Raw genomic sequence first — 20,537 nt, 5'->3', positions numbered from 1 at the left:
GCCACCCCACAGGAGAACTGATGCAGCGGTTCACGTCGCTTCTTACCGCTGGGGCGTTGGCGTCAATGCTGGTGCTTCACCCCTCGGGGATCGCCACGGCCGGGCACGGAAGCGAACCTGATGGTGACAGCGAAACGGTCGCAGGACTTGTCGCCGCCGTCGCCGAAGCCAATCAGCACGTCGCCGACATCGGCGCGGACATCCAACACCAACAGGAGAGCGTCAATCGGGCCCTGGTGGAGCTCGCCACTGCCCGCGAGGCGGTCTCCGAGGCGCACCGCAGACTCGCCGACAGCGAGAAAGCGCTCGCCGACAGCCAGACCGCCATCGACGCCACGCAGCAGCGTTTCGACGAGGTCGCCGCCTCCACCTACATGAACGGTCCCTCCCGCGCACTGCCGCTGGCAACCAGCCCCGAAGACATCCTCTCAGCAGCATCGACGCAGCAGACCTATCTCATCGCCTTCAGCAGGGTCAGAGACAATCTTCGCCAAAGCCAGACCGAACGCGCCAACAGACTCTCAGCCGCCAAGCAGGCCCGCCTGGACGCCGACGCAGCAGCAGCCGACGCGCAACGACGACAAGACCACGCAGTCGCCGAACTCATTGCCGCGCAACGCGCATTCACCGATCAACAGTCCGATCTCACCCGGTTGGCCGCCGAACGCGACTCCGCCCAAAACCGACTCACTACTGCCCGACCGGTAGCAGCTACCACTCACCAGCCCACCGCCGCGCAACCCGGTACCGCAATCCCGCCGAGCGGCCAATGGGACCGCTCCACCCCGGCACCGGCAGACAGCTCGGGCACCGGCCAGTGGGACACCACGCTGCCGATGGTGCCCAGCGCCAACGTGGCCGGCGACCCGATAGCCATCATCAACGCCGTCCTCAAAATCATGGCGACCTCGCTGCAACTCACTGCCGACATGGGTCGAAACTTCCTCGTCAAACTGGGCATCCTATCCCCGGCGACCGCCGCCGCCGATCCCGGCATCACCAACGGACGCATCCCACGCCTGTACGGCCGCCAGGCCTCCGAATTCGTGATCCGACGCGCCATGTCCCAGCTCGGCGTTCCCTACTCATGGGGCGGTGGCAACGCCAACGGACCAGCTCGGGGAATCGATCAAGGAGCCGGCACCGTCGGCTTCGACTGCTCCGGCCTCATGCTGTACGCCTTCGCCGGCGTGGGCATCAAGCTCGACCACTACTCCGGATCTCAGTACAACGCCGGCCGCAAAGTACCGTCATCGCAGATGCAACGCGGTGATCTCATCTTCTACGGCCCCAACGCCAGCCAGCACGAAGCCATGTACCTCGGCGACGGCATGATGATCGAAGCTCCCTACACCGGGTCAGTGGTCAAAATCTCCCCCGTACGCACCTCCGGCATGACGCCCTACGTCACGCGCTTGATCGAGTACTAACACCTCGCGGCGAGCCAAGGGCCGGGTGCTCCTCTGACGGGTCAGTCCCCTCCGGAGAGGCCGTCGGTGCGCGTTCCTCCGGTGCCTCACGCCGCTCGCTGCGGCACGGCCGCCCAGACGCCTGAAACAGAGCCGTCGCCCCGGCGATAGCGGCGGCCCACAGCACGACAATGACGGCGCACAGGATCAGCCGCACCTCCCATCCGAGACTGTCCGGGCAGACGTCCATCAGCCAGCGCATGTCAGGCCCACCTCCACAGTGAGCGTCTCCCGCCTCCAGGACGCAATCGGTATGAGTCTGATAAAGATCTGCTGAAGATCGCCGCCACTCCGGCAGTCGCGCGCCGCCGCACCCACATCAACAGGCACCATGATGACCATGGAGCACCACCCGGGTACCGCGCCCGACACGGCGAAGGGATACCGCGCCCTGGTCGTCGACGACGAACTGCCCCTGGCCGAAGTGGTGGCCAGCTATCTCGAACGCGAGCAGTTCGAGGCAGTCGTGGCCGCCAACGGCGTCGACGCGATCGCCGTCGCCCGCGACCTCGACCCCGATGTCGTCATCCTCGACATCGGCCTACCCGGCATCGACGGACTGGAAGTCTGCAGACAGCTACGCACATTCTCCGACGCCTACATCGTCATGCTCACCGCCCGCGACACCGAAATCGACACAGTCCTCGGCCTCACCGTCGGCGCCGACGACTACATCACCAAACCCTTCAGCCCACGCGAACTCGTCGCGCGCATTCGCGCCATGCTGCGTCGGCCCCGCGTCCTGCAATCAGCCACCACAACCGCCGACTTTGACGTCACGCCACCTCGTCGCTTCGGCGCACTGAGCATCGACGTCGCCGCCCGCGAGGTCCGCATCGACGACGAACAAATCTTGTTGACCCGCACAGAATTCGACATTCTCGAAGCTCTCTCCGGCCGGCCAGGCAATGTGCTCAGCCGGCGACAACTACTTGAAATCGTGCGCGACGGACCCTGGGTCGGCAACGAGCACCTCGTCGACGTCCACATCGGCCATCTGCGGCGCAAACTCGGCGACGACGCAGCCTCTCCCCGCTACATCGCCACCGTGCGAGGAGTCGGATACCGGATGGGAACCGGACAGTGACTCCCCCACCTGCACCCACACCTGGCCGACGTCGACGATGGGGTCGCCCTGGTATCGGCCTGCGGCTGCTGGCAGCCCAAGCCATCGTGTTGGTCGCTGGGGCCGCGACGACCGCAGTGGTGGCCGCCGTCGTTGGCCCACCCCTCTTTCGTGAGCACCTTCACCTCGCGGGCGTGCCCATGGACTCGCCGGAGGAAGTGCATGCCGAGGAGGCCTACGGCTACGCCACGGTCATGTCCATCGGGGGCGCCCTGGCGGTGTCGGCGTTAGCCGCGCTCGCCGTCAGCTTCTACGTCAGTCGACGGCTCCAACGGTCCATCACCGAGGTCGCCTCCGCCGCCACCGATGTCGCTCAAGGAAATTACGAGATTCGTGTGTCATCGCCGCGCCTCGGCGACGATTTCGACGCGCTCTCGACCGCCTTCAATCAGATGGCCTCCCGGCTCCAAGCGGTTGATTCGACACGACAGCGACTATTCGGAGACCTAGCCCACGAGATCCGCACACCAGTCTCGGTGCTGGAGGCCTACATCGAAGCCCTCGAAGACGGCGTGCGTACTTTGACACCGCAAACGGCGGCCATGCTGCGCGACCAGACCCGCCGGCTGGTTCGATTCTCCGATGATGTCGCGGCGCTGGCCAAGGCCGAGGAAAGCTCGGTTTCCATGTCGTACGCCACCATTGACGTCGACCGCTTGACGCGCCAATCCGTCGCCGCGGCCCAGGAACGCTACGACACCAAAGAGGTCGCACTACGCCTACGCCTCCAGCAGGCGCTGCCGCCGCTGTGGGCCGACGAGCAAAGGCTCTCCCAAGTCCTGGGCAATCTGCTGGAAAATGCGCTGCGACACACTCCGTCCGGCGGTTCGGTCGACGTCAGCTGTGTCCGCGACGGTGAACGGTTGAGCATCGCCGTCGCCGACACCGGTGAAGGAATTGCCCCCGAGCACCTCCCCCGGCTGTTCGAGCGGTTTTATCGAGCCGACGCCGCCCGCGACCGCGAGCATGGCGGCGCAGGTTTAGGGCTCGCCATCGCCAAAGCGCTGGTCGAGGCCCACGGCGGATCCATCTCCGTAGCGAGCGCTGGACTTGGCGCCGGCGCAACATTCACCGTCGACTTACCCGTCGCTCAGGTACGCGCCGAGAAGTTCCCTGTTGCGGGGGCCTCAGCGCGGACCTGACCGTCGCGCCGCTGACCTATTACTTGTCCAGCATCCCCTGCATCGTGTCGATCTCCGCTTGCTGAGAGGACACGATGGCGCGCGCCATCTCCACCGCCGCCGGGAACTGGCCAATTTCAATCTCCTCCTGCGCCATCATGATTGCGCCCTTGTGATGGGCGATCATCTGCGTCAAGAAAAGTCGGCTCGCTTCCGCGCCCTGCGCATTCTGCAGCGCAGCCATGTCGGCTTCCGACATCATGCCGTGGCCGCCGCCCATACCAGGCATGTCGCCCATGTCGCCGCTAGGCATCTGATGGCCCGGCATGTTGTGGCCAGGCATTGCGGTGCTGGTCGGCGCAGGTGCAGGCGAGGACGACGCTCCCCACTCCTGGAGCCAGCCCTGCATCGTCTCGATCTCAGGGCCTTGTGCGTTCTTGATTTCGTTCGCCAACGAGATGACCTCGGGATCGATGCCTTGCTTACCGAGCAGCATGTCGCTCATCTCGATCGCCTGCTGATGATGAGGAATCATGCCTTGGGCGAACGCCACATCAGCGTCGTTGTGGGTAGCGTCGCTGCTCGCAGCACTCGGCGATGCCGATGCTGCCGCCGAGGTGGTGCTGGTCGATGACTGAGAGTCTGTTGCCGCATTCGAACAGGCGCCGATAAACAGGGCCGACACCGCCAGCGCCGCCACCCCAACTCCAAATCGCTTGTGCTGCATCGCACATCCTTTCTCACACATCTTCGTGACGCCAAGCGTCCACGCAGCGAGCGCTCTCGCCGCCTCTGTCCAGCTTCAGGACTTCGCATATGGGTCGGCTCGTGTTCCGATGAAGATTTGATGAAGACGCTTTACCGGCCCGCCGGTACCCGCAGCGCCGCCCAGGGCGTCAAACCCGGCGTCGCACCGTTGCCCCGTGCCACCCATCTACTATTGCACTACGTAGATTGTCCGTGACCGGAAGGGGTCAGTGTGCAGCTCCGTAGAGTCCTCGCCGCAATTCTGACCGGAGCCTTGGCCACGGCGTGTTCGTCGAACGCTCCCGACAGTGCGCCGCCCGCCATTGTGCCGGGCATGGTGCACATCCACGGCCTTGGCATCAACCCGTCCAATGAAACCCTCTATGTGGCAACTCATTACGGCCTCTACACGGCAGAGCCCGATCAGGCGCCACAACGAGTCGGCGATCTCGTCCAGGACTTCATGGGCTTCACCGTCACCGGGCCCGACGAATTCTTGGCCAGCGGCCACCCCGATCCGGCTGACCGTCAACAACCACCACATCTGGGTCTGATCAAGAGCAGCGACGCCGGTCAATCCTGGGAATCTCTGTCGCTGCACGGCAGCGCCGATTTTCATGCACTCGAGTACCGCCACGGGCGGGTCTATGGTCACGACAGCCAGTCGGGCACGGTGATGGTCAGCCTCGATCAGAAGTCCTGGCAGCGGCGTGCAGAAATCCCTGCCTCCGACCTCGCAGTATCACCCGCGGACGCCGACGAGATCCTCGCGGCCACACCCCAAGGGCTCCTCCGAAGCAACGACGGCGCAATGACATTCGCCGCAATCACCGATACACCGGCACTGGCACTCGTCAGCTGGCCCCAGCGCGGCCCCCTGCTCGGGGTCGACCTCCAAGGAACCCTCTACACCAGCACCGACAACGGGCAGACCTGGCAACCACGACACACCCTCAGCGCCAAACCTCAGGCCCTTCTCGCCGCCGGCGACGGCCAGGTCTACATCGCCACAGATACCGCTATCTACACCTCCACCGACGACGGTGCCACGGTGAACGTCCTCACCGCTGTGGAATAGACGGCCAACAACCGAAACCCCCGCGGAACGTCGCACCAACGCATCTGAGGAGCCGCAATGCCGGATGACCACCATCTCATCACCGATGGCGCCACCATCGCCTACCAGCTCAGCGGACCCCCCAACACGGTACCGATTGGCTATGGGCACGGCGTGCTCATGAGCCGGCAGATCGTGCGCGGCCTGGGCATCTTCGACGTCGACGCTATCGCCGAGGGCCGCCACCTGATCACCTACGACCAGCGCGGACACGGCGCATCACCGGGCCGCCCAGAACCCGAGGACTATCGCTTCGAGCAAGCAGCCAACGACCTCCTGCGCGTCCTGGACGCGGCCGGCCTCGACGAACCCATCGATTTCGCCGGATCCTCGCTCGGAGCCGCTGCTGCACTGCATGCCGCCCTCAACGCTCCTCGCCGATTCAGGCGGCTGGCGCTGGTGATCCCTCCCGTCGCCTGGGAAACAGGGCCCCAACAAACGCGCCAGTGGTACTTCGACACCGCTGACCTCATCGACTCCATTGGACCAACCGCGTGGCGACAACAATGGGCCGACGCTCCCCCACTGCCGATCTTCGCCAACTACCGGCAAGGCAAGTTCGAACCCGGCGTCGACGACGATGTGGTCTCCGCCGCCATGCGCGGGGTTGGCTCCTCCGACCTACCCGACCCTGATCAACTCACCCAGATCCGCCAGCCCACTCTGGTCCTGGCCTGGGACACCGACCCCCTGCACCCGATCTCTACCGCCGAGCGCCTCGCTGATCTGATCCCCGACTCGACCCTGCACGTCGCACACACCATCGACGAGATCCGCGAATGGACCCAGATCACCACCCGTTTCTTCAACGATTGACGCCAGCGCCGCGGCGGCGGCCTAGTACCGCCGGACGTTGTGAATTGGTGCGGAAGAGATCGGCGCGACTTTCACCGGCGTTCCGAACGTGGACGCGTGAACCATCATCCCGTCACCGATGTAAATCCCCGCATGAGAGACATCACCATAAAAGGTCACGATGTCACCGGGCTGCATATCAGAAACAGCCACCGCCTGCCCGCCCTGCGCGAGCGCTTGACTTGACCGGGGCAACGACTTCCCGTTCTGCAGGAACGCCCACTTGATCAGCCCTGAGCAATCGAACGCATCCGGGCCTGTGGCGCCCCACGAATACGGTGATCCCACCCGTGTCAGGGCAGCTTGCACGACCGCAGTTCCGCCCCCGAAGGGTTCGCCGCCGGCCGGGCCCGGCATGGCCACGATGCTTGGATCGTTCGACGGCGAGGACGGCGGCAGCGGTGGGGGCGGCGGCCCCGGATCGGCCAAGATGGCCCGCTGATCAGGCGTCAGAGCCTCGTAGCGAGCCTGCACGGCAGCAATCTGCTCCTGCATTCGGCGTTGTTTGGCATCGAGGTCCGTTCGCACCGCCGCGGCCTCGTCGGACGCGATCCGTGCTTGTGCTGCCGACTTCGCAGACTGGTCTGCGGCTGCGGCTGCACGCGTACTCGCCGATCGGAACGCGGCCATTTGCACAGTCAGCTCCGAGGCAACCGTCTTCTGGACCGCCAGCTGATCTATGAGGTCCTGGGGAGACGTTGCCGTCAATGCCGCCGCCAAGGTGTCGGTACGGCCACCCATGTATGCAGAGGCGGCCAGCTCATCGACTGCAGCCTGATACGTCGCCAGATCGGCCGACGCCACATCGACGGTCGCACGATCAGAGGCCGCCTTTTTCTCCGCGACCTGCTGAGCGGCGAGCTTCTCGTCGAGGTCGATTTGCGCGGTGTGAATCTGCTCTGTGGTCTGCTCAGCAACACGCGATAATTCGGTCAGTTCGGCAAGCGCATCAGCCGCAGGCTCAGCGTTCACGTCGGTCGCCAGAAGCGCAGCAACAATACCGATCGCCGCCAAGATGAAGGCGAGCCGTTTACCCAGCGCGCGCGATGGGGCCTCAAGCACAGGCAAAGTCACAACAGCGGAAACCTTCGGTGAGGTACGAAAGTACGTAGCAGGTACGTAGGTCACGGTTAGGTTACGAGGTCGCCGGGCTGCTGTCCAGCCGGCAACAACGGGGCGACGGCCCTCTTCTTGAGGTCTCGACACCCCTCATGTACCGCGCGCCGCGATTACGAGACATGGCCGAGTTGGGTCTCCGGACTGTCGCACCAGCTGTGCGTGGACCCGTTCTCTCGACTGTCCCCCATCGCACGTTTGACCTGGGGTCCGCGGCTGCCATCCACCTCGGTCAGCATCCACCAGACAACTGGTCTGTCCCTAAACCAGCTGGGCAACAAGGCGGGGCCGACCGCCGCCTTACCCTGCTGAGCTTCAGCAACTCGCTGCGTGTTTACATCGACGATCTTCGTCGAGAGACGATGCGCGCCACACTGCTGTGCCCGGATAGCCGGCGTCGCCGCCCTGGCCGTGGCTCGACGCCCCACGGAGCCGCCCCCACCGCGGTGGTCCTCCAGCGCGGCTGAGCGCCCCAGCGCAAGCCTCGCGTCGACCGTTCCAGCTTCCTCGGCTCGACACGTTGCGACAACCGCCGCCACGGCCCGTCTAGCACCGCCCAGGGCGTTCCCGCCGAGACCGCAGGAGACCACATCAGCGACCGCAATTGCTTGCCACGGTGTGGGCTGGGCGCCAAGCAGCGCCGCCTGCACCGCGGCGGCATCCCAGTCGTGCCGCATCGCATCGCGCAGCGCCACCGATCATGCGCGCCGCACGCCGCGACTAGCGAAGCGCCGCACCGCATGCCGGCCGCCGCGACACATTCGCGCCACCCGCACCCTGTTGTCGCCCTGGGAGCTCGAAACGACGCGCTGGGTCAGCCGCGATCTTCACGCACACCGGCACTCGTGCAAACCCAGCACTCTCACGGCCATGCTTCCGATGCCGATCGCCAACGCGTACTGACGCGGACGCACGCAGAACCCCGCGCCGTCGCGGGTCAAAAAGAGGCCGTAAGCGTTTCTTGCCGATCGCCCCGGTCCAGATATGCAGTCTGAAGGCATTGGGCTGCAACCGCGTGACTCTCGTAGCGCACATTCGGGGGCGTGCAGCCGTCGACCGACGATGAGTTGGCCTGCGCTTCTCCTGGCCCTCGACCAACACCAACACGCGGCGCGGCCAAATCGGCGTTCGAAGACACCACAGGCCGGCCACCGTGGACCAGGAGCTGACCGCTGCCAGGTGTGGTTCCTCAACGCACGTCGGTCTGCTCATCACTGCCCCGCCAGCACCGTGCTGCTCCTGGCGGGAGCCGTCGCGCGCCGCGCACCGCGGCCGGGTGGTCACGCCTCCCGTGCTCCACGTTGTCAGCCCATTGCCGACCGTCAACGTAGTTGTCACGCCGAGGCCGCCTCGGGATTGTCTGTAGCTCCGCCGCCGGGGCCTTCTGACGGACCGACAACACCAAAGCCGCCTAGTGCATGCGAACCCTTTCTCGCCGTGCGCTTCTCGATCTTCGGTGCGTGCCTCAGCATGGCCCTGACTTCGCCGAGACCGTCGCCGGTCAGTTCAGCGATCGTCGTCAGCGTCTCACCACTTTCCCGCAACAGCCTGATTGCCGCGCCGGCCGCGGCCCGAGTGCCGGCACGCCGCTTGGTGGCCTCGGCGCGTACCAGTTCGGTCACCGCGGCCAACCGTTCGGTCTCCCAGGCGTCGATCTCGGCCAGCCGAGCCTTGGCCACCATGTAGTTCGCCGCGTTCTCGATGTTCGCCTTCTCCCGAGCCGCGCGGGCCTCGTTGGCGCGCCTGGTCGCCTCGCGCGCTCGTCGCCGGGCTTCCACCTTGGACGTTCCTGCAGCTGTCATGACCGCGACACTAGGAGCAACCGAGGCGTGACGGCCACCACCACAGCCACATTCGCTGTCCACCAATTTTTGCCGGCGCGCCTGAAGAACCAATGCCACACCTCGCCCGACATTCACCCTCCGCCTGACCGCCACCCCGCCGCCGTACCCCAGCTGCCTCGCCATCACCCCTGCTTCTGCGTTCCCTCAAAGCCAACACACCTCTTGCATTTAGGGGTGGAAGATCGCCAATCAACTTAAAGTTGACGCACGCGGGTGGCGCTTGGGGCGAGAGCCGCCAAGCCGCCATTGAACCATTTCCCGTTTGTGCTGATGAGCGATTTCGGCCCAGATCGTGGTAACTTGCCGTTGACATTGACAACTGTGAGTTGACCGTCTGGAGGCCTTCAGTTGAGCGTTCCAGGTTCGGCGCACCTCGTTCTCGCCGCGGGCGTGGTCCATCTTGATGAACCGTCCGCGGTCTTTGAAGCGATGCTGTCGGGGTGGCGACGCCAGCAGAAGTCCCGGCTGCTTGCCGAGGCCACGATCGAATCGCGATTGGCGTTCGTGCGACGGTTCGCTGCGTTCGCCGAGACGCATCCGTGGGATTGGACGGCCGGCGATGTCGAGGACTTCACGGCGGCTCTGATGTCGGGAAACAACCGCAAGGCGCCCTCGACAATTCGCGGCTACCACATGACGCTGCGGTTGTTTTGTGACTACCTACTCGATGGCCGTTATGGCTGGATCTCGCAGTGCGAGCAGCGGTTCGAAAGGATCCCGTCGCAGGTCTGCCATGACTTCAACACCGCGGCGCATCTGGTCGAATACGAGGGCAAGCCCGCCCGCCGGCCGTTCACCTACGACGAGGTGGAAACGTTGTTCGCGTTCCTTGCCGATCGAGTGGACATCATTGCGCGTTCGGGTCGCAAAGGCGCGTTGGCGGCGTTGCGCGACGCGCAGATGATCAAGACGGCCTACGCCTTCGGGTTACGCCGTCGAGAGCTGTGCTACCTCGACGTGGCCGACCTGCGTCCCAACCCGCGGATGCCGGCGTGGGGAACGTTCGGCGCCGTCCACGTCCGGTATGCCAAGTCCAGCCGCGGCAGCGCCCCTCGGCGTCGCACGGTGCTGGCCGTTCCCGAGTTCGACTGGGTGATCGACGGACTGCGCCAATGGGTCGATCAAGCCCGGCCGCTTCTGAGTCCCGGCAGCCGTCAAGAGTTGTGGCTGACTGAGCGTCGGCAGCGGGTGGCGACCAAGCAAATGGACAAGCGATTCGCCTACTTGCGGGCGCAGGCCGGTCTGCCTCAAGACCTCACCCTGCACTGCCTGCGGCACTCCTATGTGACCCACCTGATCGAGTTCGGTTACCCGGAACGGTTCGTTACCGAGCAGGTCGGACATTCTTACGCCTCGACCACCGCGATTTACACCTCGGTGTCCAACGACTTCAAGACCAAAACGTTGCAGGCGGCGCTGCGCCGCGTCTACGGATCCGCGACGACTGAAGGGAGCCAGGATGAGCACTAGAACCGTCCTCCGGTGGAACCTGCGCCGCCTGATGGCCGAGAACGGCATGTTCGCCACCACCGACCTCGTCGCACCGCTGCACGAACGTGGCGTGGAGATCTCCCGACAGATGGTTCACCGGATCGCTACCAAGCCTCCACAGCGCATCAATCTCGACCTGCTGGCGGCGCTGTGCGACATCCTGGCGTGCACCCCCAACGATCTGTTCGAGCTCGCCCAAGAACAGATCCGCGAGGCACCCGCAGTCAACGACAGCGGGTCCGGGATCGGCGACCTGCGGCCGATCCGCGCCAGGATCCGCCGCCCCGGCGACAACGAGTGAATCGACGAGCCTGCTGGGAGTGCGCAAGCACCAACTACCTGACCCGGCTGACGCATGGGTGTCGCATTTGTGTCGGCTGCCGTCGCAGGCGGCACTACCACCCCGAAACCTGTCCGGGCTGCCATGTCGTGCGGCCGCTGGCATGGCGACGCGGCGAGACGGTGGTGTGCGCGTCATGTGCCGGTGTCGAGTCGATCTTCGGGTGCCGCGAATGCGGGCGCGAAGACCATCCCTACGGGCACAATCGGTGCGCGCGATGCTTCCTGCGTGAACGCCTCAGCGACTTGCTCGCCGACCCGACGACCGGCCAGATTCACCGCCAATTGCGGCCGGTCTTCGACGAGCTGGTGAACTCCGAACGCCCACAAACAGGGCTGTGGTGGCTGCGCAAGAAACCTGGCATCGGCCCCCAACTTCTCGGGCAGATGGCTTGCGGCGCGGTCGACATCAGCCACGACACCTTCCGCACCCTGCCCTCGGATCGTGCCCACGACTACCTTCGCAGTCTTCTCGTCGCGGTCGGTGTCCTGGAACCGTTCGACATCCGCATCGAACGGATGCTGCCCTGGATCGAAGACATCGTCGCCGAACTGCCCGCCGAGGACGCCGCCTTGATTCGCCGATTCGCGCACTGGCAGGTGCTGCGAGGAATGCGCAAGGCCGCCCGTGAAGACCGGTTGACCAAGTCGATGGCCGATGCGTGTCGACGGCGCATCCGCGTCGCGATCGAGTTCGTGGGCTTCCTCGCCCGCCATGACGCCAGTGCGGCGACCGCGACCCAGGATCTGTTGGAGCGCTACCAAGAACACGTCGGCAGGATGCTGAACCATGAGTACGCCTTCATCGTCTGGCTACGCCAATCCCGCACCAACACCAAACTCCGAGTCCCCGACGTCCCGCAGTCACCGCCCTCAGTAACCGTCTCCGATACGCAGCGGTGGGCGGCCGTAGAGCGTCTGCTGCACGACACGACCGTGCGCCGTTATACACGAATTGCGGGCCTGCTCACATTGCTGTTCGCACAGCCGCTTTCACGCATCGTCGCCATGCGCACCAGTCAGGTCGCGATCACCGACGACCGGGCCGTGCACGTCACCTTCAGCAAGATTCCAGTCCAGATGCCGCCGCTCCTCGACGACCTCATCCGTGAGCACCTCGAGCACCGCGGCAAAAGCCTCTACGCCTCACGCGGAACCGGCTGGCTGTTCCGCGGCGGCAACCCTGCAGCGCACCTCGCCACCGAGAACATCCGCTCCCAGCTCGTCGCCATCGGGATCAAGCCCTACGAGAACCGCAAAGCGACCCTCTTCCACCTCTCCGGCGACATGCCCGCACCAGTCCTGGCCGAACTGCTCGGGCTCACCGACAAAAACGCCGCCGACTGGGCCAGACTTGCTGCCCGCGACTGGACCGCCTACATCGCCGAAAGAGCCCGCTGACCGTATCGCTGTGCCTCAGATGGATTTCGCGGCGGCGGTTCCAGCGCTTGAGTTCTCGCGAGTGATTGTTCACTGCGTGGCGTCGACGCTGTCGAGCCTGCACTTCTCCACCCAAGTCGCCAGAAGGCTTAAAGCGGCGAGCCTCTCGGCGGCCTCCTGCGCCGATAGCTGCGTCCGGTCGTGGGTGGTTGGGTTTCGGATCGCAGCATGGACGCCCGTCGAGAAACTCAACAAGCCGCGGTTCATCGATATGACGGTCTGGTCTTGATTACCTCCGAGCCAGCGCAATCGCGGAGCACCAGCCTTGGGTGGACTCTGCGAGAAGGCCTGCGTGAAAACGTCCTTGTCGTCGAGGTCAGTCCTTCCGGTGAGCTGGCGGACGTGGTCGATGACAGCGCCCACGGCGGATGACACCGCTTCGCGGTACAACTCGATGCGCCATTGGCCTCGAGCCGCGCCCCAGACCAAAGGGTGCATATCCTCGATGCTGATGTCGCCGGTGACATCGACACGGTCGACCATCGATTCAAGGATGCCGATGGTGTGTTCGGACGCGGCGAGGATGTCGTCCGGCTGTACGAGCGAGTGCGGCTGGGTGACAGTTATCCACATCTCGAACGGGTTAACCGGACCGCCGAATCCCGGGCGGGATATCCGCACACCGGTGATGTCGGGAAGATGCGCAATACGGCCAGCTGTCCGTGAGCAGCGGCCCTTCGCCGCCACCCATTCGTCGTCTGACACATCAGATCTCGGTGTCACGGCGGGCAGACTGGCGTAGCCGGCAAGTACCTCGTCAGGCAGGTCGGGACCAGCCATCGCCCGAAGCCCAGCGGTGAACTGACACAGCTCGAGCAGGGCGCTGAACGCCCGCTCAAAGTCGCGCACCTGTTCCGCTGCTCGCCGCAGGAACCGTGGATTCAACTTCAGATCGTCATTGTCACCCATGTACGCAGCTCAGGGCCCAGTCGCATACGGCGCGTTCGCCCGCACGTTCTCGGCGGCGCGCTCCGCGTTGTAAGAGCTGGCGAACGACTCACCTGAGGCGGCAACTTTGTCACTCGACCGCCATGCGCGCCACCGCCAGCTTCCGCCGACGTCCTGGAATGTCTCATACCGTGCTGCGGACCCGCCGGACTTGAAGGCATTTGCCGCTCTGGTGGCGTTGGCTTGCGATTCGAAGCCTTCGCCTGCCCAGGCGACCATCTCATGGTTGTCGCCGTACAAGGCCCACGTGGGATAGCGGTTGGCGTCACCAGTGACCGTGACCTTGAAGTACATCGGATCCTCCTGCCTGTTGACCACAGGTACGCAGTCAGCTCGCAACAGTCTTATCAAGAGACACCGACAGCCAGCGCTTGCGACGCAGCGAACAAACTCGCCCTCGAACAGACCTCTGATTTGGGCATTCACCCCACTCGGAATTCGACCCCTCTGCCAATAAGCACGATCACTTAACGACGGACGATATCCGGATAAAGATCCGCGGCGCAGACACCCCGCGTCCCAAGGATTGCGAGACCGCGGATGCGAGGGGTTGCCCGCGAGACACCTCACGGACGTAGGGGGAAGAGTTCTCAACGCGGGAAACGGCGGTCCGAACACTGAGGTGGTGCACTCACTTTGCCGGCACGAATCGTCACGCGGATGCCCATGGAATCTGCGCGCACGGCCTCGCCGATGATGGCGACGAACGGTCCTTCGATGCCATCGCCGACGCGATTTGCGAGAAGGCGAAAAGGGCCCGAAGACCAGCCGGCTGGACGCTGTGATTTCGTTGTGCCTAGCGAGCTAAGCGCGCGGGGCGGCCCGTCTTCTTGGTGGCGATCTTCGACTCTTTGGCGTCGCTATCGGTCTTGCGGTGGGCGGCGAGGAAGTCATCGACGATGTTCGCGCAGTCATTGTGAGTGATGGTGCGAAGCCCGGTCATTCGGGCGAAGGCGAGTGGTCCGACGAGTTGGCAGAGCGCCAGTTCCCGGTCGAAGTCGTCGAGTTCGGCTTGTGCTCTCGGGCTGGTGAGTATGGCGTCAAATGGTTGACGGTACTGGTCAACGACTCGGGCCCGTAGCGCCCCGGATGTGTGGCGCTCATCCGCTTCGTTAGTGGAGCCGGTGGGCCCCAATGAGAGCCACGCGAGTGTCGTGACATGCAGCGGTGCGTCGTTGAAGAGTGCGGCTTGGCGGCTGAGCAATTCGATCAGCTGCTCACGGAGGGGTCCGCTGGTCGGTGCCGGAGTGGTCACTTGCGGAAGTAGGCGTTCGAACGTGGCTGCGAGCAGATGCGACGAACTGTGGAAGTGGCGGTACAGCGTGGTTCGGGCCACTTTGGATGCTTTGGTGACGGCATCGATAGTGACCGCTTCCACCCCACCGGTGCTCAGTAGCGTTGCCGCAGCATCCAGCAGCCGGGTGCGTGACCGGATGCGCCGCGGGTCCACGTCATCGTCAGGGACTGGCGCTGACTGACTGTTGCTCACTCATTCACCTCGGGCGGTCGATTTTCACGCGATGTTGTCCTGGCAGTCTAGCAGTGTGGTACTAACGGTAGCGCAGCGAAACCGATCGTATTGGGGGGTGATGGTGCCCAAAAGCGTGTTGCCGCCGGAGCGGCTGCCCTCGCACACCACGACCTGCATGGGTTGCGGCCCGGACAACCCTCACGGACTGCGGCTAGTGGTGCATCGCAGCGGCGACGCGGTGTACACCGATGTGAGGTTCGACGAGCGGCATATCGGGGCCCCGGGCCTGGCTCACGGCGGGGCAGTGGCCGCCGCATGTGATGACGTCCTGGGCTTCACGTTGTGGATCGCCGGCACCCCGGCGGTGACCCGCACCCTGACGGTCGAATATTTGCGGCCGGTGCCGCTGCATCAGACCCACCGGATTACTGCCCACATCGTCTCTCGTGAAGGGCGGGCGCTGCATGTCACGGCGACAGGCACGGGTGAGGGTGGGATCGCCCGCTTCACCGCCAGTGCAGTGTTCATTGTCGTCAGCCCTGAGCACTTCGCCGCACACGGCGATGTCAGCGCTTTCGGCGATCTTCTGGAGCAGTTCTCGCGCCGCGGCGGTCTGGACCCGGGGCCGTCATGACTTTCCCTCAGGCGCGCAGCCGCGGGAAAACCCTGCCTTCGGAAGCGAACTCGGTCGCTGCAGAGAAGCGGGCCGCTAACGCGTCGCGTTCACGCGCCTCCGCACGGCGCCGGGAAACGATTCTGGATGCAGCTTTGGCCGTGGCCGCGGCCGGTGGTTACGAGGCGGTTCAGATGCGGACGGTTGCCGAGCGGGTCGGCATCGCCGTCGGCACGCTTTACCGCTATTTCCCGGCGAAAACCCACTTGCTGGTAGCAGCGCTGACGCGCGAGTTCCGTCGACTCGACTCGGCCGGCGACTGGGCGGGTGGTGAGGGCACACCGCTGGAACGGCTCGAACGGCTCACCGCACATCTGCATGACCGCTGGCAGCGCGACCCATGGCTGACGACGGCCATGACACGGGCCTTCGCCGTCGCAGACACCCGCGCCGCCGCGGAACTCGACCGCGCGGCCGATGAGATCCAGATCCTGCTAGCCCGCACGCTCAGGGGCGGCGAACCCACCCCCGCCGATCTGCACGTCGCTGGGGTCATCTCCGACATCTGGTTGGCCAACCTCGTGGCCTTCAGCGGCGACCGCGCGACAGCCGCCGACACCCGCGACCGCATTGACCGAGCCACCAGGCGCGTCGTGACCAACGCTGCTCGGCCCACCGCCAACCGATAACGATACTACTGGTATCGCAGCGCTACTTAGCGTACTCTTTGGGGATACGGCTCAACGATGCGTCGAAAAGAGACTGCCATGTACACCCAATGGATCGAAAACCTTGTCGTACAACGCCTCTCGCTGCATGGCGGCCTGGTTCTGGATTTCGATGACTACAACGAAATCGTCATCTCCTGCCCCCTGCTATTGACCCTTCCGGCCGTCGGCACCTACCCCATCGAGGCGGTGCGCATTGACCCCCTCAGGATCGCGACCCACGAACGCCCACTGCTGAACCTCGCCGGCGCAGTGTGCACCCAGGCCTGTTCTAGCGACGATGGAGGACTACACCTGAGCTTCTCGCGCGGACATCGCATCGATGTCGATCCCGACACTGAACAGACAGCGTGGGAACTCTACGGCATGCGCCACGGCTACATGGCCTGCCTACCTCAAGGACGGGTTCGCGTGGTCCGCCATGACCTCCCCGACACCGACGACGCCAACATCGTCAACAGCGCCACGCAATCATCGGCGGGGTCGGCGCGGCAGAGCCACTGATGCGGCCGCGGACGCGGCGACGGGTCGACGTGGGCGGCAATGCGTGGATCAGGTTGAACGTGGACCGGACTGCCCTGGCGACATCGAGGCGGGCGAGCATTCCCCGATGATGCTGTCGAGGTTTTGCTGCACGCGTTCCGCAGCGATGCCGACCGATGGTGAATACAGCATGATGTGGTCGAGGACGCCGTCGTAGCGTCTCAGTTGTTCACGGACTTCGTGTGCCGTCCCGGCGACGCCCATGGTGTCGATCATCTCGTCGGACACCGCGGCGAACATCGCCGGGAAATCGCGCTGGGCGAATGCTTCCCGGATGGTTCGGCCTTCGCTGGCGAATCCGTTCACATCGAGTACCGTCTCGTAGGATTTGACCGAGGAGTAGAACGCAATCTGCTGCGCCAGTTCGCGCCTGGCGACCTCGGCGTCGTCGTGGATGGCGCACATCACCATGGAAATGATTTCCACGTCATTGGGGTCGCGGCCGGTGTGCGCGGCACCCCGGGCGATAGCGGGCCGGACGATCTCCTCGACGTAGGTGGTGGTGAACAGGGGATGTCCGGCCAGGCCGTCGGCCACCCGCCCGGCCGCCTCGCACATCCGGGGCCGGACACCGGCAGTGACGATCGGGATCGGCCGGCTGGGGGGTCCCACGTCGCCGGTCGGGGTGAGATTCATTCTGTAGAAACGGCCCTCGTGATGGATCGGCCCTTCATGCAGGTTCCAGATCCGGCGCAGCAGCATCACGAGTTCTTCCATCCGCAGCGCGGGCGCGGAGGTGTCGGGCACGCCGTGCCAGTCGCTCATCATCCGTTTGGTGCCGTTGCCGATTCCGAGTACCAGCCGTCCGTTGGAGAGTTCGTCGAGATCACGCGCCTCGGTGGCCAGCACCAGGGGGCTTCGGCCGACGCCGTAGAGAATGGAGGAACCGATCCAGCAGTTCTGTGTGCTGTTGGCCATCGCGGCCATGGAGATCGATCCGGACCGGGAGTAGAACTCCGAGGCCCATACGGCGTCGAACCCGGCCGCGTCGGCGGCCTGGGCGGTCTGGGCCAGTGACTTCAAATCCGCGCCGAGAACCGACAGGCCGTAGGTGCTCATGACTGGTCTCCTGTGCGCGGGCGCAGGCCGTCGAACATGACGGCGCTGAGGGTGCTGGCGACCACCGTCTCGTCGAGGTGGTTCTCGGTGACCAGGTACATGAGTGCATTGATGGTGACCGCGCCGAACAGCGCAATGGACGTCGATCGTGCATCGGGCTGGGCGACGAGGGATCCGTCGCGGGCTCCTTCGATGAGCAGAGTTTCAACGGGTTGTTGGTAGGCGGTATTGATCATCTCGGCGATGGCAGGCATGCGGGCCGCTCGTCCCAGTTCGCCGATGAGTGCCCGGCATACCGCTGGCCGCTGCGCCATTGCCCGCAGTTGTGCGCGGATGACAAGTGCGAGGCGTTCGGCACCGGAGCCGTCGGTGTGCACGATCGCGGTCACGGCATCGGAGATGTCCTTGAGGAGGTCTTCGAGCAGGAAGGCAAGGATGTCCTCTTTGCCGGCGAAGTAGTAGTACAGCGTCGCTTTCGGCACACCGGTCACCGCGGCGACGTCTTCGATCTTGGAGTCGTTGAGCCCCTTCTCGGCGAACAAGTCCGCCGCGGCGGGAAGCCGGTCAGAGATCTGACGTGGAATCTTGCGCATTTGCCCCACCTGTCCCGTTCGGCCGGTTTAGACTGCCAGTCTAAACCGTCGTTACTTTGGTGGTAGGAGGTCTTGTGGTCTCGGTGCAGATTCGTTACGACCCGTTCGACGCCTCGATCCTCAACGACCCCTATCCGACGTATCGGTTATTGCGTGACGCGGCTCCGGTGTACCGCGCCGAGGAATCCCATACCTGGGTGTTGAGCCGCCACGCCGATGTCCAGGCCGCAGCACTGGATCACGGCACGTACTCCTCGGTGGACGGCATCTTCCCCACCCCGCCGGGATCGGACTTCATCGGTTCGTTCCTGCCGATGATGATCGTGATGGACCCTCCGCGCCACGACCAGTTGCGTGCCCTGGTCAGCCGGGCGTTCACTCCCCGGCGGGTGGCCGGGCTGCAGGGCGCCATCACACAGATGGCCGCGGAGTTGTTCGAGCGCCTCGACGAGGGTTCCGGATCGGCGGACTTCGTGACCGACTTCGCCGCGATCCTGCCCGCCGCGGTGATCGCCGATCTGCTGGGCGTTCCCGCCACCGATCGTGATCAGTTCCGATTGTGGTCGAGCCAACTGGTCCAGGTCGACGTCAACCACGGACAAACCACCGACGCACTGACCGCCGCCGCCGCGATCTACGCCTACTTCACCGACTTCCTCGCCGACCGCCGCAAGAACCCCCGCGAGGACCTGATGTCGGCGTTGGCCAACGCCACAGTCGACGGGATCGGACTGACCGACGAGGAAGTCCTCGGCTTCTGCGCGCTGCTGCTCGTCGCGGGCTACGAGACCACCACCAATCTGCTGGGGAACTCCGCGGTCGTGCTGGCCCAGCATCGGCAAACCCGCCGACGCCTAGCCGCCGATCGAACACTGTTGGGGCCTGCGGTGGAAGAGTTGCTGCGTTACGACTCACCTGCACAGGGACTTTCACGAACCCTGACCCGCGACGTCACCCTGCACGACACGACGATGCGTCAAGGTGAGAAGGTGCTGCTGTTGTTCGGGTCGGCCAACCGCGACGAGCGTGCCTTCCCCGATCCGGACGTGTTCGACATCGAGCGCACCAGTGAGCACCAGGTCGCCTTCGGTCGCGGCATTCACTTCTGTCTGGGTGCGGCGCTGGCGCGGATGGAGGCCCGCAACGCTCTGGATGCATTGTTGGACCGGGTGCCTGACTGGGAGGTCGATCTTGAATCGGCGCGGCGGCTGCGGTCCGGGCCGATCCGGGGCTACACATCGCTGCCCATCACTTGGACCACACCGGTCTAGCCCGTGCCCCTCTTCGACGACGCGTCGTGTGCTTCACCGCGACGGCCAGGTTCATCGCCGTCGATGTCGAGCACTCCGCCGCGCCGTCGACCTCGGCGCATTCGGCGACATGCTCAAACGATTCGCAGGCTCGAACGGTGATTGAACCCATGGCCGGACAGGAGAAAGGGGCATGGTGGTGGCAATGACATTCGCGCACTTCGATGAGCAGATCGCCGACCAGCTGCTCAGATCGGCGACCACAGCCGGTGGACTGTCGACGTTCCTGAACTTTCGGCACACCGAACTCGCCGCCGGTCGGCTGGTGGCAGAGATGGAAACCCGCGCCGAACTGCTCACACCCTTTGGCACCCTGCACGGCGGATGTCTATCGGCGATGGTCGACCACTGTCTCGGAGTCGTGTTCTACCCCGTCATTCCGGCCGGATCATGGGTCGCCACCACCGAATTCAAGCTGAACCTGCTGCGACCCGTGTCCACCGGTGTGTGTGTCGCCGTCACCGACATCGTGTCACTGGGCAAGCGCAGCGGAGTAGCGCGCATCGACATCAGCAACGGCGACAAAGCCGTCTGCGTAGCCCAGGGCACGGTCACGATCGTGAACGCCGCGGGCAACGCACAATGAAGGCGCTTGTAGCCGGTCGCA

At 64.8% G+C, this 20,537-nt stretch carries 21 protein-coding genes; 13 read left to right on the top strand and 8 right to left on the bottom strand.

Annotated features, from left to right (window positions below):
- The first annotated feature begins 20 nt into the window (after positions 1-20).
- From ripA to IC40_RS0106335, 3 genes are all read left to right on the top strand, one after another.
- Positions 21-1,430 (top strand): NlpC/P60 family peptidoglycan endopeptidase RipA, encoded by a 1,410-nt coding sequence (ripA, locus tag IC40_RS0106345; RefSeq protein WP_030133903.1) that lies wholly within the window; start codon positions 21-23, stop codon positions 1,428-1,430.
- Between the two features lie 370 nt (positions 1,431-1,800).
- Positions 1,801-2,556 carry a response regulator gene (locus tag IC40_RS0106340; protein WP_030133902.1) on the top strand — a complete coding sequence of 252 codons (756 nt, stop codon included), beginning with the start codon at positions 1,801-1,803 and terminating at the stop codon, positions 2,554-2,556.
- Positions 2,553-3,737, top strand: a complete 1,185-nt coding sequence (locus tag IC40_RS0106335; protein WP_030133901.1) for a HAMP domain-containing sensor histidine kinase — start codon at positions 2,553-2,555, stop codon at positions 3,735-3,737. Before IC40_RS0106340 ends, IC40_RS0106335 begins: the two co-directional genes overlap by 4 nt.
- 19 nt (positions 3,738-3,756) lie before the next feature.
- Here the strand turns inward: IC40_RS0106335 and IC40_RS0106330 are convergent, their stop codons facing one another.
- The gene (locus IC40_RS0106330) at positions 3,757-4,443 is read right to left on the bottom strand and encodes a DUF305 domain-containing protein (protein ID WP_030133900.1); all 687 of its coding nucleotides are present in this window, start codon (positions 4,441-4,443) and stop codon (positions 3,757-3,759) included.
- A gap of 252 nt (positions 4,444-4,695) precedes the next feature.
- On the opposite strand from IC40_RS0106330, the gene IC40_RS0106325 reads away from it, so the two are divergent.
- Complete coding sequence (locus tag IC40_RS0106325; RefSeq protein WP_030133899.1) at positions 4,696-5,541, top strand: F510_1955 family glycosylhydrolase; 846 nt, start codon at positions 4,696-4,698, stop codon at positions 5,539-5,541.
- A gap of 57 nt (positions 5,542-5,598) precedes the next feature.
- Complete coding sequence (locus tag IC40_RS0106320) at positions 5,599-6,396, top strand: alpha/beta fold hydrolase (protein WP_030133898.1); 798 nt, start codon at positions 5,599-5,601, stop codon at positions 6,394-6,396.
- A 21-nt stretch (positions 6,397-6,417) separates the two neighbouring features.
- Here the strand turns inward: IC40_RS0106320 and ripC are convergent, their stop codons facing one another.
- On the bottom strand, positions 6,418-7,509 hold the full coding sequence (gene ripC, locus IC40_RS0106315; RefSeq protein WP_030133897.1) for a peptidoglycan hydrolase RipC: 1,092 nt from the start codon (positions 7,507-7,509) through the stop codon (positions 6,418-6,420).
- A gap of 1,376 nt (positions 7,510-8,885) precedes the next feature.
- Positions 8,886-9,353 carry a hypothetical protein gene (locus tag IC40_RS0106305; RefSeq protein ID WP_216847469.1) on the bottom strand — a complete coding sequence of 156 codons (468 nt, stop codon included), beginning with the start codon at positions 9,351-9,353 and terminating at the stop codon, positions 8,886-8,888.
- 390 nt (positions 9,354-9,743) lie between these two features.
- On the opposite strand from IC40_RS0106305, the gene IC40_RS0106300 reads away from it, so the two are divergent.
- From IC40_RS0106300 to IC40_RS0106290, 3 genes are all read left to right on the top strand, one after another.
- Positions 9,744-10,865, top strand: coding sequence for a tyrosine-type recombinase/integrase (locus IC40_RS0106300; RefSeq protein WP_030133894.1), 1,122 nt, complete (start codon positions 9,744-9,746; stop codon positions 10,863-10,865).
- A complete protein-coding gene (locus tag IC40_RS0106295) occupies positions 10,855-11,187 on the top strand; it encodes a helix-turn-helix domain-containing protein (protein WP_030133893.1) in 333 nt (110 codons plus the stop codon). The genes IC40_RS0106300 and IC40_RS0106295 overlap by 11 nt, the downstream gene beginning before the upstream one ends.
- A gap of 128 nt (positions 11,188-11,315) precedes the next feature.
- A complete protein-coding gene (locus IC40_RS0106290; RefSeq protein WP_030133892.1) occupies positions 11,316-12,626 on the top strand; it encodes a hypothetical protein in 1,311 nt (436 codons plus the stop codon).
- Positions 12,627-12,695: 69 nt separating this feature from the next.
- Here IC40_RS0106290 and IC40_RS26795 read toward each other — a convergent pair whose 3' ends face one another.
- From IC40_RS26795 to IC40_RS0106275, 3 genes are all read right to left on the bottom strand, one after another.
- Positions 12,696-13,574: a TIGR02391 family protein gene (locus tag IC40_RS26795; RefSeq protein WP_050597092.1), complete on the bottom strand. Its 879-nt coding sequence runs from the start codon at positions 13,572-13,574 to the stop codon at positions 12,696-12,698.
- Positions 13,575-13,583: 9 nt separating this feature from the next.
- Positions 13,584-13,907 carry a YegP family protein gene (locus tag IC40_RS0106280; protein ID WP_030133890.1) on the bottom strand — a complete coding sequence of 108 codons (324 nt, stop codon included), beginning with the start codon at positions 13,905-13,907 and terminating at the stop codon, positions 13,584-13,586.
- Between the two features lie 502 nt (positions 13,908-14,409).
- Positions 14,410-15,102, bottom strand: a complete 693-nt coding sequence (locus IC40_RS0106275) for a TetR/AcrR family transcriptional regulator (protein ID WP_013471001.1) — start codon at positions 15,100-15,102, stop codon at positions 14,410-14,412.
- A gap of 100 nt (positions 15,103-15,202) precedes the next feature.
- Between IC40_RS0106275 and IC40_RS0106270 the strand changes: the two genes are divergently transcribed.
- The 3 genes from IC40_RS0106270 to IC40_RS0106260 all read left to right on the top strand — a co-directional run bounded on the left by IC40_RS0106270 (position 15,203) and on the right by IC40_RS0106260 (position 16,929).
- Positions 15,203-15,718 carry a PaaI family thioesterase gene (locus tag IC40_RS0106270; protein ID WP_013471000.1) on the top strand — a complete coding sequence of 172 codons (516 nt, stop codon included), beginning with the start codon at positions 15,203-15,205 and terminating at the stop codon, positions 15,716-15,718.
- Complete coding sequence (locus IC40_RS0106265) at positions 15,715-16,386, top strand: TetR family transcriptional regulator (protein ID WP_030133888.1); 672 nt, start codon at positions 15,715-15,717, stop codon at positions 16,384-16,386. Before IC40_RS0106270 ends, IC40_RS0106265 begins: the two co-directional genes overlap by 4 nt.
- A gap of 78 nt (positions 16,387-16,464) precedes the next feature.
- Complete coding sequence (locus IC40_RS0106260; protein ID WP_013470998.1) at positions 16,465-16,929, top strand: DUF6188 family protein; 465 nt, start codon at positions 16,465-16,467, stop codon at positions 16,927-16,929.
- Between the two features lie 48 nt (positions 16,930-16,977).
- Here IC40_RS0106260 and IC40_RS0106255 read toward each other — a convergent pair whose 3' ends face one another.
- Entirely contained in the window at positions 16,978-18,027 is a 1,050-nt protein-coding gene (locus tag IC40_RS0106255) for an LLM class flavin-dependent oxidoreductase (RefSeq protein WP_030133886.1), read from the bottom strand.
- Entirely contained in the window at positions 18,024-18,620 is a 597-nt protein-coding gene (locus IC40_RS0106250) for a TetR/AcrR family transcriptional regulator (RefSeq protein ID WP_013470996.1), read from the bottom strand. Before IC40_RS0106250 ends, IC40_RS0106255 begins: the two co-directional genes overlap by 4 nt.
- A gap of 74 nt (positions 18,621-18,694) precedes the next feature.
- Here IC40_RS0106250 and IC40_RS0106245 point away from each other — a divergent pair, with 74 nt between their 5' ends.
- Together IC40_RS0106245 and IC40_RS0106240 are read left to right on the top strand one after the other, a co-directional pair.
- Positions 18,695-19,891, top strand: a complete 1,197-nt coding sequence (locus IC40_RS0106245) for a cytochrome P450 (protein WP_030133885.1) — start codon at positions 18,695-18,697, stop codon at positions 19,889-19,891.
- A gap of 184 nt (positions 19,892-20,075) precedes the next feature.
- Complete coding sequence (locus tag IC40_RS0106240) at positions 20,076-20,516, top strand: PaaI family thioesterase (RefSeq protein ID WP_030133884.1); 441 nt, start codon at positions 20,076-20,078, stop codon at positions 20,514-20,516.
- Positions 20,517-20,537: the final 21 nt, after the last annotated feature.

The sequence above is a fragment of the Mycolicibacterium neoaurum ATCC 25795 genome (genome assembly GCF_000691525.1).
GTDB lineage: Bacteria > Actinomycetota > Actinomycetes > Mycobacteriales > Mycobacteriaceae > Mycobacterium > Mycobacterium neoaurum.
This window is presented reverse-complemented; position numbering and strand designations above follow the sequence as displayed.

What these genes read in the sequence shown, in the direction of transcription:
- ripA (WP_030133903.1), top strand. Translation starts at nt 21, where the DNA reads ATGCAGCGGTTCACGTCGCTTCTTACCGCTGGGGCGTTGGCGTCAATG.
- IC40_RS0106340 (WP_030133902.1), top strand. Translation starts at nt 1,801, where the DNA reads ATGATGACCATGGAGCACCACCCGGGTACCGCGCCCGACACGGCGAAG.
- IC40_RS0106330 (WP_030133900.1), bottom strand. Translation starts at nt 4,443, where the DNA reads ATGCAGCACAAGCGATTTGGAGTTGGGGTGGCGGCGCTGGCGGTGTCG.
- IC40_RS0106320 (WP_030133898.1), top strand. Translation starts at nt 5,599, where the DNA reads ATGCCGGATGACCACCATCTCATCACCGATGGCGCCACCATCGCCTAC.
- IC40_RS0106305 (WP_216847469.1), bottom strand. Translation starts at nt 9,353, where the DNA reads ATGACAGCTGCAGGAACGTCCAAGGTGGAAGCCCGGCGACGAGCGCGC.
- IC40_RS0106295 (WP_030133893.1), top strand. Translation starts at nt 10,855, where the DNA reads ATGAGCACTAGAACCGTCCTCCGGTGGAACCTGCGCCGCCTGATGGCC.
- IC40_RS26795 (WP_050597092.1), bottom strand. Translation starts at nt 13,574, where the DNA reads ATGGGTGACAATGACGATCTGAAGTTGAATCCACGGTTCCTGCGGCGA.
- IC40_RS0106280 (WP_030133890.1), bottom strand. Translation starts at nt 13,907, where the DNA reads ATGTACTTCAAGGTCACGGTCACTGGTGACGCCAACCGCTATCCCACG.
- IC40_RS0106270 (WP_013471000.1), top strand. Translation starts at nt 15,203, where the DNA reads ATGGTGCCCAAAAGCGTGTTGCCGCCGGAGCGGCTGCCCTCGCACACC.
- IC40_RS0106265 (WP_030133888.1), top strand. Translation starts at nt 15,715, where the DNA reads ATGACTTTCCCTCAGGCGCGCAGCCGCGGGAAAACCCTGCCTTCGGAA.
- IC40_RS0106260 (WP_013470998.1), top strand. Translation starts at nt 16,465, where the DNA reads ATGTACACCCAATGGATCGAAAACCTTGTCGTACAACGCCTCTCGCTG.
- IC40_RS0106255 (WP_030133886.1), bottom strand. Translation starts at nt 18,027, where the DNA reads ATGAGCACCTACGGCCTGTCGGTTCTCGGCGCGGATTTGAAGTCACTG.
- IC40_RS0106250 (WP_013470996.1), bottom strand. Translation starts at nt 18,620, where the DNA reads ATGCGCAAGATTCCACGTCAGATCTCTGACCGGCTTCCCGCCGCGGCG.
- IC40_RS0106240 (WP_030133884.1), top strand. Translation starts at nt 20,076, where the DNA reads ATGACATTCGCGCACTTCGATGAGCAGATCGCCGACCAGCTGCTCAGA.